An 18,465-nucleotide genomic window follows, 5' to 3' on the forward strand; every position below is an offset into this window, starting at 1 on the left:
TCGACGCCCCGGTCAGCCGAGGACGCGGTCGAGGAAGGCGTTGCCGAAGGTGCGGTCCGGGTCCACCCGGTCGCGCAGGGCCCGGAAGTCCGACATCCGCGGGTACATCGGCTCCAGGTCGGCGGCCTCCGCGACGAAGCACTTGCCCCAGTGGGGTCTCGCCCCGAGCGGCAGCAGCGCCGCCTCGATGGCCGGCAGGACGGCATACACCCGCTCGACGTCGCGCAGCCACGTGAAGTGCACCCCGAGAACGTCGTGGCCGTATGCGCTGCTCAGCCAGTGCTCGTCGGCCGCGACGGTGCGCAGCTCGCAGACCTGCAGCACCGGGGCCATCCGCTCACCGAGGGCGCGGAGCCGCTCGATGGCGGTCAGCGCGTGCTCGCGTGGCAGGAGGTACTCGCTCTGCAGCTCCTCGCCGCGGCTCGGCGTGAACTCCATCCGGAAGTGCGGCAGCCGATCGAGCCACGGGCCGGGCAGGCCTCCCTGCTGCGTCACCGACTCGGTCGCACCGCCCTCGAGCATGTGCATCGTCGTCGTCGCCGCGAGGGCACCGAACAGCTCGGTGGGCGCGTCGTCGGCGCGGCTCTTGAGCCACACCTGCTCGATCCCGGCGTCGGTCCAGCGGGTGAAGAGGCTCACGCTGTAGGCGCTCTTCGTGATCGTCTCGAGCTCGCCGACCAGCGCGTCCCACGCGAGGCCGGTGTAGACGTCCTGGCGGACCTCGAAGGTGGGCTCGATGTCGAGCGTCACGGCCGTGACGACACCGAGCGCGCCGAGCGCCACGACGCTGCCGTCGAAGTCGGCGTCGCCTCGGCTGGTTTTGCGGATCTCGCCGTCAGAGCCCACGATGTCCAACGACGCGACGGACGTTGCGAGAGAGCCGTTCTCGACACCGGACCCGTGCGTCCCCGTCGCGACGGCGCCGGCGACCGAGATGTGCGGCAGCGACGCGAGGTTGGCCAGCGCCCAGCCCGCAGCCTGCAGCTGGGTCGCCACCTCGCCGTATGCCGCCCGGCCCGTGACGCGCGCCCTGCGGGTGCTTTCGTCGACGTCCACGGCGGTCGGGATGTCGGCGAGGGAGACCAGCACGCCGGCGTCGCTGTCCGTGATGTCGGTGAGGTCGGTGAACGAGTGGCGGGAGCCGAGCGCCCGCACCCGTGCCTCGCGCGCGACGACGTCCTGGAGCTCGTCGACAGACCGAGGCCGCTCGATGCGGGCCCGGTACGTGTGGTTGCCGGCCCAGTTCGTCTCGATGCTCATGAGCAGCAGTCTGGCTCGTGTCGTGTCATCTCGCGTCGGCGTCTTCGGCGCGGTCCGGCGGTGGCAGCTTCTGGACGCCCTCGGGCAGGTCGTCTCGATGCGTCCGGGCGACGTGCACCACACCTGTCGGTGTGACGGTCTCGTCCGCTCGTACGGGGGTGGGGCTGGCGGGTCCGGGGGGTGTGCCGCGTCCGCGGGTGATCCCGTTGATGATCATCCCGATGAAGCTCGGGCGACCCTGGTACTTGGACAGGACGTCGAGGGCGACCGCTCCCAGGAGGACCAGCCCCTTGATGATCTGGACGTAGTTCGAGTCGACGCTGAGGTTGGCCAGCCCGAGGTTGAGCACGCCCATCACGAGCCCGCCGACCATCGAGCCGGTGACCGTGCCGACACCGCCCGCCACCGCGGCTCCGCCGACGAACACGGCGGCGATCGCGTCGAGCTCGAAGCCCACGCCGTCCTTGGGGTTCGCCGCGTTGAGGTAGGCGGTGAAGACCATGCCCGCGATCGCGGCCAGGAAGCCCATGTTGACCATCGCGAAGAGGTCGACGCGGCGGGTGTCGACCCCGGAGAGGCGGGCCGCGTTCGAGTTGCCGCCGACCGCGTAGATGTGGCGGCCGAGCACCGTGCGCTGCGTGATGTAGGTGTAGAGGACCACCAGCGCGCCGAGGATCAGGCCGACGACGGGCACACCCTTGTACGAGGCGAGGAGCAGCCCGAAGACGAGCATGAGGCCACAGATGACGACGAGCTTGAGCACGCTCAGCACCATCCGCGGCACGTCCATGCCGTACCTGCGAAGGTCCGCACGCTTGCGCAGCTCGAGGTAGACGATGACCGCGACGGCCAGGAGGGTCAGCACGAGCGTCGGGTTGTGGTACCCCGTGACGGGGCCCATCTCCGGGATGTACCCGTTGGCGATCTTCTGGAAGCTCTCCGGCACGGGGATCGACTCGGCGTTGAGGATGATGAGGTCCAGGCCACGGAAGAGGAGCATGCCCGCGAGCGTGACGATGAACGCGGGGATGCCGACGTAGGCGACCCAGAAGCCCTGCCAGATGCCGACGAGGATCCCGAGCGCCAGCCCGAGGAGGATCGCCGCAGGCCAGGGCAGGTCGAACTTCGCCATCGCCAGCGCGACCGTCGCCCCGACGAAGGCGCACACCGAGCCGACCGACAGGTCGATGTGACCGGCGATGATCACCATCACCATGCCGATCGCGAGGATGAGGATGTAACCGTTCTGGACGAGCAGCGACGTGACGTTGCGCGGCTGGAGGAAGAGCCCGTCGGTCAGGATCTGGAACATCGCCACGAGCAGCAGCAGGGCGATCATCATGCCGTACTGGCGGATGTTGCCACTGAGCGCGTTGCGGATGTCGCGGACGATGGACGTTCCTTCGCGGGCGCTCTGCCTGCCGGGTGCGGGGGCGGTCTCGATCGCCATCTCAGTCAGCCTTTCGCTGGGTCATGTATCGCATGAGTACTTCCTGGTTCGCCTGTTCCCGCGGGACATCCGCGGTGATGACCCCTGCACTGAGTGTGTAGATGCGGTCGCAGAGCCCGAGCAGCTCGGGCAGCTCGGAGGAGATCACGAGGACGCCGCGCCCGCTGTCGGCGAGGCGGTTGATGATCTCGTAGATCTCGTACTTTGCACCGACGTCGATCCCCCGGGTCGGTTCGTCGAGGATCAGGACGTCGGGCTCGGTGAACATCCACTTTCCGAGGACCACCTTCTGCTGGTTGCCCCCGGAGAGCTTGGCGACCCCGGTCTCGATGGACGGCGTCTTGATGTTCATGCTCTTGCGGTAGCGCTCCGCGGCGAGGACCTCCTGCCGCTCGTCCACCGCGCCCGCGCGGCCCCTGATCGACTTCAGGCCTGCGGCCGTGATCGAGACCCGGATGGAGTCGAGCAGGTTGAGGCCCAGGCTCTTGCGGTCCTCGGTGACGTAGGCCAGTCCGCCGTCGATCGCACGCCTGACCGTGTTCGCCTGCAGCGTCGCGCCCTCCTTGACGAGCTCGCCGCTGATCTTGTGGCCGTAGGACTCGCCGAAGACGCTGCGGGCCAGCTCGGTGCGGCCCGCGCCCATGAGGCCGGCGAGGCCGACGATCTCACCGCGGCGGACCGTGAGGTTGGCACCCTTGACGATGAGGCGTGCCACGTCCTGCGGGTGCGCCACGGTCCAGTCGCGGATCTCGAGCAGCACGTCGCCGACGGTCGACTCGTGTGGCGGGAAACGATGGTCGAGGTCGCGGCCGACCATGCCACGGATGATGCGGTCCTCGTTCACCTCGCCGCGGCGGACATCGAGGGTCTCGATGGTGCGTCCGTCGCGGATGATGGTGATCGAGTCCGACACCTCCTCGATCTCCGCCAGCTTGTGGCTGATCATGATCGACGTGATCCCCTTGGCCTTGAGGCCGAGGAGCAGGTCGAGCAGGTGCCGGGAGTCGGTGTCGTTGAGGGCCGACGTCGGCTCGTCGAGGATGAGCAGCTTGACGTCCTTGGCCAGTGCCTTGGCGATCTCGACGAGCTGCTGCTTGCCGATGCCGATGTTCTTGATCTGCGTGTCCGGGTCCTCGTCCAGCCCCACCCGGGCGAACAGCTCCAGCGCGCGCTGGCGTGCGGCCAGCCAGTCGATCCTGCCGGCGGAGGCCTGCTCGTTGCCGAGGAAGAGGTTCTCGAGGATCGACAGCTCGGGGACGAGTGCCAGCTCCTGGTGGATGATGACGATGCCCGCGGCCTCGCTCTCGCGGATGCCCTTGAACTCGCAGAGCCGCCCGTCGAAGTGGATCTCGCCGGTGTACGTCCCGTGCGGGTACACGCCGGAGAGCACTTTCATCAGGGTCGACTTGCCGGCACCGTTCTCACCGCAGATGGAGTGGATCTCGCCGCGCTGCACCTCGAGGTTGACGTCGGACAACGCCTTCACTCCGGGGAACTCCTTGGTGATGGAGCGCATCGACAGGATCGTCGTGTTCATGGTCACTCGCGTTTCTCTCTCGATCCGAGAAGGCCCGGGTGCGGCGGGTGTGTCACCGCCCGCCGCACCACGGGCCAGGGGCTCGGCTACTTCAGCTGGTCGGCCGTGTAGTACTTCGCCTTGACCAGCACGTCCGTGACGTTGGCCTTGTCGACGGCAACCGGCTCCAGCAGCATGGTCGGAACGTTCTTGATGCCGTTGTTGTACGAGGTCGTGTCGTTGACGGTGACCGTCTTCTTCGTGTCGATCTCCTGGATCATCTTCACCGTGGCCTGGGCGAGGTCGCGGGTGTTCTTGAAGACCGTCGAGTACTGCTCGCCGGCGAGGATCGACTTGACCGACTCGAGCTCCGCGTCCTGCCCCGTGACGACCGGGAGCGTCTTGCCGCCGCTGCCGTAGCCGCTGCCCTTGAGGGCCGCGATGATGCCGCGCGAGAGGCCGTCGTACGGCGAGAGCACGCCGTTGACGTCCTTCGTGGAGTACGCCTTCGTCAGGAGGTTCTCCATCCGCTTCTTCGCCACGGCGGCATCCCAGCGCAACGTCGCGACCGTCTTGAAGTCCGTCTCACCCGAGGCGATGACGAGGTCGCCGGAGTTGATCTTCGGCTTGAGCACCTCCATGGCGCCGTTGAAGAAGAAGGTCGCGTTGTTGTCGTCGGGCGACCCGGCGAAGAGCTCGACGTTCCACGGCTTCGGGGCGCCGCTCGCCTCGAGGCCCTTGAGGAGCGACTCGGCCTGCAGCTTCCCGACCTTCAGGTTGTCGAAGGTCGTGTAGTAGTCGACCGCGTTCGTGTCGCGCAGCAGCCGGTCGTAGGCGATGACCGGGATGCCGGCGTCCTTGGCCTCCTGGAGCGCACCCTTGAGGGCAGTGCCGTCGATCGAGGCCACGACCAGGATCTTGTTGTTCTTGGTCACCATGTCGTTGACCTGGCTGACCTGGGTCGGGATGTCGTCGTTGGCGTACTGGAGGTTGACCTTGTACCCCGCGGACTCGAGCTGCTGCTTGATGTAGTCGCCGTCCTTGATCCACCGCTCGGAGGTCTTCGTCGGCATCGCGACGCCGATCGTGCCCTTCTCGGTGGTACCGCCGGCCGCCACTGTCGGCTCGGTCTGGCGACCGCAGGCGCTCAGGCTGACAGCCAGTGCCCCCACGGCGATCGCCGCAACGGTTCTGCGAATCACGGGTGTGCTCCATTTCTTCGGTTGTCAACCTGCTCCGTTCGGCCGGTTGATCGGGTGGTGCCGGCGTCGTGACCGCCGGCGGTGGGTCGCCGCCCTCGCCCGGGTCATCGACCCTGCGAGGAACGTTCGGGTGCGGCGGCCGACCGTGTCGTCCCCCGGCGGCTGCACTCGTGCGCCCACTGGTCTTGAGTTGTCTGAGCTTGCTGCATGCTCCCGACGGCGCAGGCGGTACGCGGTTGGCGCCCGCGCCGCCGGGGGTCTTGGGTCAGAGGCGTGCGGCGAGGCGGTGGTAGGCCGCGCTCCAGCGCAGCTCCTGGCGCAGGCTCTCGGGTGTCGTGTCGGCGTCGATGACGACGAGCTCGGTCGAGATCATCTCCGCGAGGTCGCGGAACTCCTCGGTGCCGATCGCGGTCGACAGGACCGTGTGGTGTGGGCCGCCGGACAGCAGCCATGACTCGGCCGACGTCGAGAGGTTCGGGCGCGGCTCCCACACGGCGCAGGCGACGGGCAGCCGGGGCAGGTCCTCGTCGGGCTCGACGACGTCGATCTCGTTGAGGGTCAGGCGGAACCGGCCCCCGAGGTCGCTCATGCCGACGACCACGCCCGGCCCGGGGGCGGCCGTGAACTTCAGGCGCACCGGGTCCTCCCGGCCTCCGATGCCCAGCGGGTGGATCTCCAGGCTCGGTTGCCGGCTCGCGATCGTCGGGCACACCTCGAGCATGTGCGCGCCGAGGATCTTCTCCTCGCCCGGCACGAGGTGGTACGTGTAGTCCTCCATGAAGGATGTGCCGCCCGGCACTCCCTGGGCCATCGCCTTCGCGGTGCGCAGCAGCACCGAGGTCTTCCAGTCGCCCTCACCGCCGAAGCCGTAGCCGTCGGCCATCAGCCGCTGCACGGCCAGGCCGGGCAGCTGCCGCAGCCCGCCGAGGTCCTCGAAGTTCGTCGTGAACGCCCTGAAGCCGCCGTCGGTCAGGAACGCCCGCAGGCCTGCCTCGATCCGCGCGCCGTAGCGCAGCGACTCGTGCCGCTCGCCGCCGCGACGCAGCTCGGGCACGACGGCATACGTCTGCTCGTACTCGGCGACCAGCGTGTCGATCTCGGCGTCGGCCACCGCGTCGACGACCTCGACGAGGTCGTTGACGCCGTACGTGTTGACCGACACCCCGAACCGCAGCTGCGCCTCGACCTTGTCGCCCTCGGTGACCGCGACGTCGCGCATGTTGTCGCCGAACCGGGCCAGCCGCAGCGTGCGCAGCTCGGCCACGCCGGCGGCCGCGCGGCCCCAGGCGCCGATCCGCTCGACCACGGCCGGGTTGCTCACGTGCCCGGCGACGACCTTGCGAGCCACCCCGAGGCGTGCGCCGACGAACCCGAACTCCCGGTCACCGTGGGCGGCCTGGTTGAGGTTCATGAAGTCCATGTCGATCGTGGACCACGGCAGCTCGGCCCCGGCCTGCGTGTGCAGGTGCAGCATCGGCTTGCGCAGGGCGTCGAGCCCCGTGATCCACATCTTGGCCGGCGAGAACGTGTGCATCCACGTGATCACCCCGATGCAGCCCGCCGACGCGTTCGCCTCCAGGACCGCCGCGTGGATGGCGGCCGCGTCGGCGAGGATCGGCTTCCATACGACCCGCGCGGGCAGCACGCCACTCGCGTCGATCTCCTTCGCGATCGCCTGCGACTGGTCGGCCACCTGCCGCAACGTCTCCTCGCCGTAGAGGTGCTGGCTGCCGGTGAGGAACCAGACCTCTCGCGCGGCGCCGCCGGCGTGGCCGGCCGTCGTTGCGGTCGTGGTGGTCGCGGTCATGATGGGTCTCCTTCGTGGGATCCGTTGTGGCGCAGTGCAACTGGCTGTTCGGGCTGGGCCCGGATGCCGGTCAGCGCTGGCCGTAGGCGTTCTGGTAGCGGTCGAAGAGCGAGTCGACGTCGGCCTGGTCGATGGGGATGGGGTTGCCGAGCTGGCGCGCGATGTGGACGGTGCGCGCGACGTCCTCGCACATGACGGCCGCCTTGACGGCCGAGCGGGCGTCCTTGCCGATGGTGAAGACCCCGTGGTTGCGCATGAGAACCGCGGCCGACCGGCTCGTCGTCAGGGTGTCGACGATGCCGCGCCCGATCGAGTCGTCGCCGATCAGGGCGAACGGCCCGACGGGGATCTCGCCGCCGAACTCGTCGGCCATCATCGTCAGCGCGCACGGGATCGCCTCGCCACGTGACGCCCAGGCGGTGGCGTACGTCGAATGGGTGTGCACCACACCGCCGATGTGCGGCATGTGCCGGTAGACGTAGGCCTGCGCGTCGGTGTCGGACGACGGCGCGAGGTCGCCCTCGACGACGCGGCCCTGCAGGTCGCAGAGCACCATGTTCTCCGGCGTCAGGTCGTCGTACGAGACGCCGCTGGGCTTGATGACCATGAGGTCGTGGCCGGGCACCCGCGCGGACACGTTGCCGGCCGTCCAGATGACGAGCTGGTAGCGCGTCAGCTCGGCGTGCAGCGCGCACACCTCCTGCCGCAGCTTCGTGATGGTCGCGTTCACATCGATGGCGACGCTCATGCCGCCTCACCGCCTTCGCTGGACTCCTGCTCGGGAGTCGTCGTGTCCGTCGCGTCGACGGAGCCGGACTTGCCTGCAATCGCCTTACGTCGCAGGGCCTTCAGCCGCTTCATGACGTCGTTGGCGCCGCGGCCGAAGTAGTCGTGCAGACACACGTACTCCTCGAACAGCGGGTCGTATGCCGTCGCGCCGGCCTCGTCGGGCACGAAGGCCGCGCGCTCCACCCGCCCCATGCTGGCGGCGGCCGTGGCGACGTCCGGGTAGGCACCCGCCGCCACCGCGGCGTGGATCGCCGAACCGAGAGCCGGGCCCTGCGCGGAGCCGATGACCGAGAGGGGGAGCCGCGTCACGTCGGCATAGATCTGCATGAGGAGGCGGTTCTTCGCGAGACCGCCGGCGATGATGAGCTCGGTCACCGGCACGCCACTGTCGCGGAACGTCTCGAGGATGACGCGCGTGCCGAAGGCCGTCGACTCGAGCAGTGCCCGGTACACGTCCTCGGGGCGCGTGGCGAGGGTCTGCCCGACGACGGCGCCCGACAGCTCGTGGTCGACGAGGACGGAGCGGTTTCCGCTGTGCCAGTCGAGGGCGACGAGCCCGTGCTCCCCGACGGCCTGGGCCGCCGCCTTCTCGGTCAGCAGCTCGTGCGCCGAGAGCCCCCGACGGGAGGCCTCCTCGGCGTAGTCCGCCGGGAACCCGGTGCGCGTGAACCACCCGAAGATGTCGCCGACGCCGGACTGGCCCGCCTCGTAGCCGTAGAGCCCCTCGATGATGCCGCCGTCGACGACACCGCACATGCCCGGGACCTCTCGCAGCACGTCGCTGCTCATGACGTGGCACGTCGAGGTGCCCATGATCGCGACCATCTGCCCGGGCGCGGTCGCCTGCGCGGCCGGAGCGGTCACGTGCGCGTCGACGTTGCCGACGGCGACCGCGATGCCCTCGGGCAGGCCGGTCCACGCCGCCGCCTCGGCGGTCAGCCGTCCCGCGACCGAGCCGAGCTCACCGATCGGGTGGTCGAGCTTGTCGTCGACGAACGACTCGAAGTCGGGGTTGAGCGCTGCCAGGAACTCGCGCGACGGGTACGCCCCGTCCTGGCGGATGCCCTTGTAGCCGGCCGTGCACGCGTTGCGGACGTAGGTGCCGCACAGCTGCCACACGATCCAGTCGGCGGCCTCCACCCACCGCTCCGTGGCGGCATACACCTGGGGGTCCTCCTCGAGGACCTGCAGCGCCTTGGCGAACTCCCACTCGGAGCTGATCAGGCCGCCGTAGCGCGGCAGCCACGACTCGCCACGCTCGGCCGCGAGCGCGTTGATCCGGTCGGCCTGACCCTGGGCGGCGTGGTGGCGCCACAGCTTGACCCAGGCGTGCGGACGGGCGGACCACTCGGGCAGCTCACACAGCGGCACGCCGTCAGCCGTCGTCGGGAGCACGGTGCACGCGGTGAAGTCGGTGGCGATGCCTATGACGTCGGCCGGGTCGATGCCGGCAGCGGCGACCGCCTCGGGCACCGCGTGGCGCAGCACGTCGCGGTAGTCCTGCGGCACCTGCAGCGCCCACTCGGGCGGGAGCGACGGGGTGTCCGAGGACGCTCCGGGCAGCCGGTCGGTTACGACCGCATGGCTGTACTCGTGGACTGCAGAACCGAGCTCGGCGCCGTCGGAGACGCGGACGACGAGGGCCCGCCCCGAGAGAGTCCCGTAGTCGACGCCGACGACGTACTGCGGCGGGTTGCCAACGGTGGCGGTCTCGGTCATGTGGCTTGGCTCCTGGTCTGGCCGGGCGGGGCGCTGCTCGCCCGGACGATGAGTTCGGGGTCGATGAGGCTGGGGACCTGGTCGGTCTCGCCGGAGATGGCGGCGGTGAGCATCGAGATCGCCTCGCGGCCGATCGCGGCGAAGTCCTGTCGGACGGTCGTGAGCGGCGGGATGAGGTACTCGGCCTCGGGCACGTCGTCGAAGCCGACGACGCTCACGTCGCGCGGCACCGACCGACCGGCCTCGTGCAGGGCGCGCAGCACACCGATCGCCATCTGGTCGTTGGCGGCGAACACCGCTGTCACGTCAGGGTTCTCGGCCAGCGCAAGCCCGGCACGGTAACCGCTCCCGGCGCTCCAGTCCCCCGACACCGGCTCCATCGGACGGTGCCCGGCGGCCACCATCTCGGCGCGCCAGCCCTCGGCACGGGCCCGTGACTCGGCCCAGTCGAGCGGTCCGGTCACGTGGGCGATCTCGACGTGGCCGAGGTCCATGAGGTGCCGGGTCGCGAGGCGGGCTCCGGCGACGTTGTCGACGCCGACGGTGCGCCGCGCGCGGGTCAGGTCACCCTCGACGATGACGAAGGGCAGCCGGGCGCTGCGCGAGCGGGCCACCTCGAGCGCTTCGTCGTGGCCGGCGATGACGACGATGCCCTCGACGGCGAGCCGGTCGAGGTGGTCGACGGCGGCGTCGAAGCCCTCGCGGGTCATCTCGGCGAGCGACACGGACGAGGCGAAGAAGCCGGCCTCGCGGGCCGCCGTGTTCACCGTGCGGTGCACGCTGGTCGGCCCGAAGAGCGTCGAGGCCGTCGTGATGATGCCGATCGTCGCCGACCGACCGCGCACGAGGGTGCGCGCCGCGGTGTTGGGCCTGTAGCCGAGCCGCTCGATGGCCTGGAGCACGCGCTCGCGAGTCTCGGGCCGGATGCTCGACGCACCGTTGATGACGCGCGAGACCGTCTGGTGCGAGACGCCGGCCAGCCGGGCGACGTCCTGCATGACGGGCGCACGTGACACGGTGTCGCTCATGGGGTTCTCCTCATGAACAGCCGCTGCATCACGATGAAGAGCAGGAGCAGGGTTCCGATCGCGATCTTTGTCCACCATGAGCTCAGCGTGCCTTGGAACGAGATCAGAGTCTGGATGACACCCAGGACCAGCACACCGAGAAGCGATCCCAGGACGTAGCCGACGCCACCGGAGAGCAACGTGCCGCCGATGACGACCGACGCGATGGCGTCGAGCTCCATGCCGACGGCGTGCAGGCCGTAGCCGGAGAGCATGTAGACGGAGAAGAGCAGCCCAGCCACCGCGGCGCACAGCCCGCTGATGGCGTACGCCGCCACCTTGACCCGGCCGACCGGCAGCCCCATGAGCGTGGCTGAGCTCTCGCTGCCGCCGATGGCGTAGATGGTGCGTCCGAAACGCGTGCGGTGCAGCACCCAGACGGCCGCCGCGACGATCGCGAGGGCGATGACGACGCTCCACGTGATGACGACGCCCCCCGGAAGCTCGATGGTGCCCGTCGCCAGGGCACGGAAGAACGGGTCCTTGATCGAGATCGACTCGACCCCGATGACGAAGCACAGGCCTCGAGCCATGAACATGCCGGCGAGCGTCACGATGAACGGCTGGAGCTCGAAGTGGTGGATGACGAGACCCATGAGGACGCCGAGCCCGGTGCCGATGGCCAGGACGAGCAGGATGACGACGGGGGCAGGCAGGCCGGCGCGCAGGGCCGCCGCAGCCACCATCGTCGAGAGGGCGACGACCGCTCCGACCGACAGGTCGATGCCGCCCGTCAGGATGACGAAGGTCATCCCGACGGCCAGGACGATGAGGAACGCGTTGTCGATGAAGAGGTTGGCGAAGACCTGGCCCGACGTGAAGCCCTCGTAGCGCACGGAGCCGGCTCCGAAGAGGAGCACGAAGAGGACGAAGGTCGCGATGACGGGCAGGACGCGGCCGGGGATGCCGGGCAGGCGCGACAGCGCGGGCACGGTGCGCTTGGTGGGGGTGGTCGTGGTCATGACTGGGCCACCTTCTGCTTCGAGTCGGATGCCGCGTCCCCGGCGGGTTCGTGGGCCGTCGGGGCGGGCGAGTCCTCCTCGGGCGCCAGAGAGCCGGAGGTCGACGGGGATGAGGGCGACGTCGGATCCTGGCTGCGCCGACGGCGTCGGAAGCGCTCGCGGACCTTGGGCGCCTGGAGCAGGCAGACCGCGATGACGACGAGCGCCTTGAAGACGAGCGTCACCTCGGGCGCGATGCCCATCGAGTAGACCGTCGTCGTCAGCGTCTGGATGATGAGCGCGCCGACGAGCGTGCCCGACAGGGAGTACTTGCCACCCGCGAGCGAGGAGCCGCCGATGACGACGGCGAGGATCGCGTCCATCTCGATCCACAGTCCGGCGCTGTTGGCGTCGGCTGCGCTGACGTTGGAGCTGATCATGAGGCCCGCGACGCCGGCGCACAGGGCGGCGAAGACGTAGACGGTCCAGATGATGGTGCGCGAGCGCAGGCCCGCGAGGCGGCTGGCCTCCGGGTTGATGCCGACCGACTCGATGAGCAGCCCCAGCGCGGTGCGACGCGTCACGAGGGCGACGGCGACGAGCGCGGCGAGCGCGATGAGGATCGAGATGGGGAAGAGCAGGAAGCCGGCGCCGATCTCTCGGTAGAAGTCGTTGCGGACCGTGATGATCTGCCCGTCGGTGATGAGCATCGCGATGCCGCGGCCGGCGGTCATGAGCACCAGAGTCGCGATGATCGGTTGGATGCCGAGCAGCGAGACGAGGAAGCCGTTCCACAGGCCGAGGACGAGGCAGAGTGCGAGCGCGAGGCCGATGCCGGTGAGGGCGGCGGCGGGGCTCGTCGGGTCGGAGGACCCGACGATCGTCGTGCAGGTGACCGCACCAGCGATGGCGGCGACCGCACCGACGGACAGGTCGATGCCGCGGGTCGCGATGACGAGCGTCATGCCGAGCGCGATGAGCAGCGTCGGCGCGCCGTTCTTGAGGATGTCGACGAGGCTGCCGTAGAGGTGGCCGTCCTGGAGGCGGATCGAGAGGAACCCCGGGTTGCGTGCGGCGTTGGCCGCGATGAGGGCCACGAGCGCGACGAGGGGCCACAGCAGCCGGCTGCCCCGGACCCGCTCGAGGACGCCAGCGGCGCCGGCGGTCTGGACGGTGCTCATGAGGCCACCTGCTCGGAGTCGGACGTCGCGATGAGGTGCATGATGTCGTCGACCGAGGCGGAGCCGTCGAGCTCGGCGACCTTGCTGCGGTCCTTGAGCACGACGACACGGTGCGCGAGGCGGGCGACCTCCTCGAGCTCGGCCGAGATGTAGACGACGGCCATGCCCTCGGCGGCGAGCTCGGTGACGAGCTTCTGGATCTGGGCCTTGGCGCCGATGTCGATCCCGCGGGTCGGCTCGTCGAGGATCAGCAGCTTGGGCTGCGTCACGAGCCACCGGGCGAGCAGGACCTTCTGCTGGTTGCCGCCCGACAGCTTGCCGACGAGGGCGTCCGGGTTGTTGGGGCGGATGTCGAGTGCGGTCATCCACTTCTCGACGAGCTCGTCCTTGGTGCGCTTGGGGATCGGGCGCGCCCAACCGCGCGCCGCCTGCATGGCGAGCACGAGGTTGTCGCGGATGCTGAGGTCGCCGAGGATGCCCTCGCCCTTGCGGTCCTCGGAGCAGAAGGCGATGCCGGCAGAGATCGCGGAACGCGGCGTGCGCAGGTGCACCTCGCGGCCAGCGACGCGCACCACGCCGGAGTCGGCGCGGTCGGCGCCGAAGAGCAGGCGGGCCAGCTCGGTGCGCCCGCTGCCGAGGAGCCCGGCGAGCCCGACCACCTCGCCTGCGCCGATGCGCAGGTCGAAGGGGGCGATCGACCCACGCCGACCGAGGCCGGTCGCCTCGAGGACCGGTGTGCCGCCCGCCTCGTCCGAGGCGTCGGCGGCGAGCCGCTCGACCTCCTCGAGGACGCCGAGCTCGCGGCCGATCATGGCCGACACGAGCTGGAGCCGGCTGAGGTCCTTGGTCAGGTGCTCGCCGACGAGCCGCCCGTTGCGCAGGACCGTCATGCGGTCCGCGATCTCGTAGACCTGCTCGAGGAAGTGTGAGACGAAGAGGATGGCCACACCCTCGTCGCGAAGGTGGCGCATGATGCGGAAGAGCTCAGCGACCTCGTCCTGGTCGAGGCTCGAGGTCGGCTCGTCGAGGATGAGGACCTGGGCGTCGACGGCGACCGCACGGGCGATGGCGACGAGCTGCTGGATGGCGATGGGGTGCTCGGCGAGGATCGAGCCCGGGTCGATGGTCAGGCCCATGCGCCCGAGCAGCTCCTCGGCGCGCGTGCGCGTGGCCGCCATGTCGATGGAGCCGAAGCGGCGGGGCTCGCGACCGAGCAGGATGTTCTCGGCGACCGACAGGTTGGGGCAGAGGTTGACCTCCTGGTACACCGTGCTGACGCCGGCGGCCTGCGCCTCGGCGGGCCCGGAGAAGGCGACCTGACCGCCCTGCAGCTGCGTGGTCCCGGCGGTCGCGGTGTAGACCCCGGTGAGCACCTTGATGAGGGTCGACTTGCCGGCGCCGTTCTCGCCCATGAGGGCGTGCACCTCGCCGGGGAAGAGGCGGAAGTCGACGTCCTGCAGCGCCTTCACTCCGGGGAACTCCATCGAGATCCCCCGCATGGCGACCACGGGAGCGCCGGTGCTCACGGGCCCGCCCGGCTGGGCGGTCCTCGTGCTCGGCGTGTCGGTCATGGCGTCGTGTCCTTCGCTTCCGATGTGGGGTGGACGGCCCCCGCCACCACACCCGGAGGGTGGCGGGGGCCGTCGTTTATGGTGAGGGCCGCGGCCCGGCGTGTGGGCCGCGGCCCTCAGGGGGAGGGCTCAGTACTTGCGGTCGGGCAGGGCGGCCTTGGCCTGCTCCTGCGTGAAGGTGGTCTCCTCCGTGACGACGCGCTCGGGCACGGTCTCGCCGGCGATGACCTTCTTCGCGAGGTCCATCAGCTGGTCACCGAGCAGCGGGCTGCACTCGACGATGTAGTTGATCTTGCCGTCGGCCAGGGCCTGCATGCCGTCCTTGACGGCATCGATCGTGATGATCTTGATGTCCTTGCCGGGGACCTTCCCGGCGGCCTCGATGGCCTCGATGGCGCCCAGGCCCATGTCGTCGTTGTGGGCGTAGACGACGTCGATGTCAGGGTTGGACTTGAGGAAGGCCTCCATGACCTGCTTGCCGCCGGAGCGGGTGAAGTCGCCGGTCTGCGAGGCGATGACCTTGATCTGGGGAGCGGCCTTGATCGCCTCGGCGAAGCCCTCCTTGCGGTCGATGGCCGGGGCGGCGCCCGTCGTGCCCTGAAGCTCGACGACGTTGACCTGGCTCTCGCCCTTGCTGTTCTCGACGAGCCACTCGCCGGCCTTCTTGCCCTCGGTGACGAAGTCGCTGCCGAGGAAGGTCTTGTAGAGGGTCTTGTCCTCGGAGTCGACCGCACGGTCGGTGAGGATGACGGGGATGTTGGCCCGCTTGGCCTCGAGCAGCACGGTGTCCCAACCGGTCTCGACGACGGGGCTGAAGGCGATGACGTCGACCTTCTGCTGGATGTAGCTGCGGATCGCCTTGATCTGGTTCTCCTGCTTCTGCTGGGCGTCGGAGAACTTCAGCTCGATACCGGCGGTCTTGGCCGCCTCCTGGACGCTCTTCGTGTTGGCGGTGCGCCATCCGCTCTCGGCGCCGACCTGGGAGAAGCCCATGACGATCGCGTCGCCACCCGCGGCGCCGCCGGATGCGGCAGCGCCCGCCCCGGGACCACTGGTGCTTCCACAGGCGGTGAGGGCCGCAAGGGCCACGGCACTGACGGCCACCGGAAGGATCTTGTTCAGCACTGAATTCCTCCAAACTCTGGACGCCGTCACTGGCGCCGTGATGCGGCCGACCTCCTCGTCCGCCGTGGCCGTCGGGCCACTTGAGGCAAGAGTGTGAGCGTTAACATCGCATCGCGTCAAGCCCTGAACGCAATTTTTCTGAGGGGCTTGACGTCGATGTCGCGAATGCTATGTTAGCGCTCACTTTCGCGAGCAGGGCTGCTCCTGACCGGTGCTGCCCCTGCGCGGAGGACACCCGGACCTGAACCACAGCCCCTTTCCCCGAAAGGCCTCACCCATGGCACACGCACGTGTCGTGGCGGGTCTGGCGACCGGCGTCCTCGGCGTCGGACTGCTCGCCGGCCTTCCGACGGCTCATGCCGCGGATGCCCCCGCCACCCCCGCTCCCCTCGACTACTCCATCTCCGTCGACACCGCGGCCACCGGGCCGACCATCGACGACTCGATGTACGGCGTCTTCTACGAGGACATCAACCGTGCAGCGGACGGAGGCCTCTACGCGGAGCTCGTCCAGAACCGTTCGTTCGAGTACTCCAGCGTCGACAACCGCAGCTACACCGGCCTGACGTCGTGGGCGACCTCGGCGACCGGCGGCGGCTCCGGGACCGCGGCCACCGTCAACGACGACGCCCGTCTCGGAGAGCGCAACCGCACGTACCTGCGCCTGTCCCTGACCAACCCCGACGGTGCCACCTTCGGCGTCAGCAACGCCGGCTACAACACGGGCGTGCGGCTCGAGGCCGGCAAGACGTACGACTTCAGCGTGTGGGCCCGCACCGATGCCGCGGCGGGCACGCCGCTCACGGTCACGCTCCGCGACGCGGCCCGCACGACGGCATACGCCTCCCCCGTGACGATCGACGTCCGGGGCGACGCCTGGACGAAGTACTCCGGCACCTTCGTGGCCACCGCGTCGACGACCGCGGGTCGCCTCGCCGTCGAGGCCGGTGGCACCGGCACGCTGCGCCTCGACATGGTCTCACTCTTCCCGCGCGACACGTACAACGGTCGGCCGAACGGCCTGCGCAAGGACCTCGCCGAGAAGATCGCCGCCCTGCACCCCGGATTCGTCCGCTTCCCGGGCGGCTGCCTCGTCAACACGGGCAGCATGTACTCGTACGACGCCGCGAACAGCTACCCGCGGGCTCGCAGCTACCAGTGGAAGGACACGATCGGCCCCGTCGAGGAGCGCGCGACCAACTCGAACTTCTGGGGCTACAACCAGTCCTACGGCCTCGGCTACTACGAGTACTTCCAGTTCTCCGAGGACATCGGCGCCCAGCCCGTGCCCGTCCTGCCTGCCCTCGTCACCGGCTGCGGGCAGAACCGCGCCACCGTCGACGACGCCCTGCTCCAGCGCCACATCCAGGACGCCCTCGACCTCATCGAGTTCGCCAACGGTCCGGTGACGAGCGAGTGGGGCGCCAAGCGCGCGGCCATGGGTCACCCGGCCTCCTTCGGGCTCAAGCGGATCGCGATCGGCAACGAGGAGAACCTGCCTGACGCGTACTTCGCCAACTACGTGAAGTTCGAGGCCGCCATCAAGGCCAAGCACCCCGACATCACGGTCATCTCGAACTCCGGCCCCGACGACACCGGCTCGACGTTCGACCGGCTCTGGGACCTCAACACCTCGCACGGCACCGAGATGCTCGACGAGCACTACTACAACAGTCCCGACTGGTTCCTCCAGAACAACAAGCGCTACGACACGTACGACCGGCAGGGACCCAAGGTCTTCCTCGGTGAGTACGCCTCGCTCGACAACAAGCTGCGCAACTCGCTCGCCGAGGCGGCGTACATGACGGGCCTCGAGCGCAACGCCGACGTCGTCAAGATGGCGTCGTACGCGCCGCTGCTCGCCAACATCGACTACGTGCAGTGGAAGCCGGACATGATCTGGTTCGACAACGCCGGCTCGTGGGGCTCCACGAGCTACGAGGTGCAGAAGCTCTTCATGAACAACGTCGGCGACCAGGTCGTGCCGAGCACGTCGACCGGTGCCGTCGTGACGGCGAAGCCGATCACCGGGGCCATCGGCCTCTCCACCTGGGCGACGGCTGCGAAGTACGACGACGTCACCGTCACGGGCGCCGACGGTGGGCATCTGTTCACCGACGACTTCTCGGGTGACGCGTCGAAGTGGACGCCGCTCGCGAACCGCGGTTCCTGGTCGGTGCAGGACGGCGCCTACGTCCAGTCCGACACCGCGGCCCTCGACACGCTCGTCAAGGCCGGTGACGTCAGCTGGCACGACTACGACCTGCACCTCAAGGCGACGAAGACCGCCGGCGCCGAGGGCTTCCTCATCGGCTTCGGCGTCAAGGACACCGGCAACTACTACTGGTGGAACCTCGGCGGCTGGAACAACACGCAGGGCGCAGTCGAGAAGGCGGTGGCCGGCGCGAAGCAGACGCTCATCGCCAAGCCCAACACCATCGAGACCGGCCGCACGTACGACGTCACCGTCAAGATCCGCGGAGGGCAGGTCGAGCTCTACCTCGACGGGTCCCTGTGGGGCAGCTTCAGGGACGATGCCGTCACGGAGCCCTTCGCCCAGGTCGTCACCCGTGACCTCGCCCGCAAACAGCTCATCGTCAAGGTCGTCAACGCCCAGGACGCGCCGGCGCGCACGACCGTCGACCTCGGCGGCGCGCGCGTCACGGGCAAGGGCGAGATGACCGTCATCTCGGGGGACCCGCAGGCGCAGAACACCCGGACCGCCCAGCCCATCGCGCCGGTCACGACGACCGTCAAGGGCATCGCGCCGACCTTCACCCGCACCTTCGAGCCGAACTCGGTGACGTTCCTCCGAGTCCAGATGAAGTAGGAGCATG

Annotated in this window: 13 protein-coding genes; 1 reads left to right on the top strand and 12 read right to left on the bottom strand. The window is 69.3% G+C overall.

Features of this window, described 5'->3' with window-relative positions:
• Nucleotides 1-12 precede the first annotated feature (12 nt).
• The 12 genes from H9I49_RS21100 to H9I49_RS21155 form a co-directional block, all read right to left on the bottom strand.
• Entirely contained in the window at nucleotides 13-1,260 is a 1,248-nt protein-coding gene (locus H9I49_RS21100; protein WP_188032368.1) for a D-arabinono-1,4-lactone oxidase, read from the bottom strand.
• 25 nt (nucleotides 1,261-1,285) lie between these two features.
• Nucleotides 1,286-2,710 (bottom strand): multiple monosaccharide ABC transporter permease, encoded by a 1,425-nt coding sequence (gene mmsB / locus H9I49_RS21105; protein WP_188032369.1) that lies wholly within the window; start codon nucleotides 2,708-2,710, stop codon nucleotides 1,286-1,288.
• A gap of 1 nt (nucleotide 2,711) precedes the next feature.
• Complete coding sequence (mmsA, locus tag H9I49_RS21110; protein ID WP_188032370.1) at nucleotides 2,712-4,247, bottom strand: multiple monosaccharide ABC transporter ATP-binding protein; 1,536 nt, start codon at nucleotides 4,245-4,247, stop codon at nucleotides 2,712-2,714.
• A gap of 86 nt (nucleotides 4,248-4,333) precedes the next feature.
• Complete coding sequence (chvE, locus tag H9I49_RS21115; RefSeq protein ID WP_370587686.1) at nucleotides 4,334-5,428, bottom strand: multiple monosaccharide ABC transporter substrate-binding protein; 1,095 nt, start codon at nucleotides 5,426-5,428, stop codon at nucleotides 4,334-4,336.
• 265 nt (nucleotides 5,429-5,693) lie between these two features.
• Nucleotides 5,694-7,235, bottom strand: coding sequence for an L-arabinose isomerase (araA, locus tag H9I49_RS21120; RefSeq protein ID WP_188032371.1), 1,542 nt, complete (start codon nucleotides 7,233-7,235; stop codon nucleotides 5,694-5,696).
• Between the two features lie 70 nt (nucleotides 7,236-7,305).
• Complete coding sequence (locus tag H9I49_RS21125) at nucleotides 7,306-7,983, bottom strand: L-ribulose-5-phosphate 4-epimerase (protein ID WP_188032372.1); 678 nt, start codon at nucleotides 7,981-7,983, stop codon at nucleotides 7,306-7,308.
• Complete coding sequence (araB, locus tag H9I49_RS21130; RefSeq protein ID WP_188032373.1) at nucleotides 7,980-9,743, bottom strand: ribulokinase; 1,764 nt, start codon at nucleotides 9,741-9,743, stop codon at nucleotides 7,980-7,982. Before araB ends, H9I49_RS21125 begins: the two co-directional genes overlap by 4 nt.
• Nucleotides 9,740-10,771, bottom strand: coding sequence for a LacI family DNA-binding transcriptional regulator (locus tag H9I49_RS21135; RefSeq protein WP_223129056.1), 1,032 nt, complete (start codon nucleotides 10,769-10,771; stop codon nucleotides 9,740-9,742). The genes araB and H9I49_RS21135 overlap by 4 nt, the downstream gene beginning before the upstream one ends.
• Nucleotides 10,768-11,772 carry a galactofuranose ABC transporter, permease protein YjfF gene (gene yjfF, locus H9I49_RS21140; protein WP_188032374.1) on the bottom strand — a complete coding sequence of 335 codons (1,005 nt, stop codon included), beginning with the start codon at nucleotides 11,770-11,772 and terminating at the stop codon, nucleotides 10,768-10,770. The genes H9I49_RS21135 and yjfF overlap by 4 nt, the downstream gene beginning before the upstream one ends.
• Nucleotides 11,769-12,932: an ABC transporter permease gene (locus H9I49_RS21145; RefSeq protein ID WP_188032375.1), complete on the bottom strand. Its 1,164-nt coding sequence runs from the start codon at nucleotides 12,930-12,932 to the stop codon at nucleotides 11,769-11,771. The genes yjfF and H9I49_RS21145 overlap by 4 nt, the downstream gene beginning before the upstream one ends.
• Nucleotides 12,929-14,503, bottom strand: coding sequence for a sugar ABC transporter ATP-binding protein (locus H9I49_RS21150; RefSeq protein WP_188032376.1), 1,575 nt, complete (start codon nucleotides 14,501-14,503; stop codon nucleotides 12,929-12,931). Before H9I49_RS21150 ends, H9I49_RS21145 begins: the two co-directional genes overlap by 4 nt.
• Nucleotides 14,504-14,632: 129 nt before the next feature.
• Nucleotides 14,633-15,628: an ABC transporter substrate-binding protein gene (locus tag H9I49_RS21155; RefSeq protein ID WP_370587687.1), complete on the bottom strand. Its 996-nt coding sequence runs from the start codon at nucleotides 15,626-15,628 to the stop codon at nucleotides 14,633-14,635.
• A 277-nt stretch (nucleotides 15,629-15,905) separates the two neighbouring features.
• Here H9I49_RS21155 and H9I49_RS21160 point away from each other — a divergent pair, with 277 nt between their 5' ends.
• Nucleotides 15,906-18,458, top strand: a complete 2,553-nt coding sequence (locus H9I49_RS21160) for an alpha-L-arabinofuranosidase C-terminal domain-containing protein (RefSeq protein ID WP_188032377.1) — start codon at nucleotides 15,906-15,908, stop codon at nucleotides 18,456-18,458.
• Nucleotides 18,459-18,465 lie beyond the last annotated feature (7 nt).

Source organism: Terrabacter sp. MAHUQ-38 (genome assembly GCF_014518425.1).
In the GTDB taxonomy this organism is placed as follows: Bacteria; Actinomycetota; Actinomycetes; order Actinomycetales; family Dermatophilaceae; genus Terrabacter.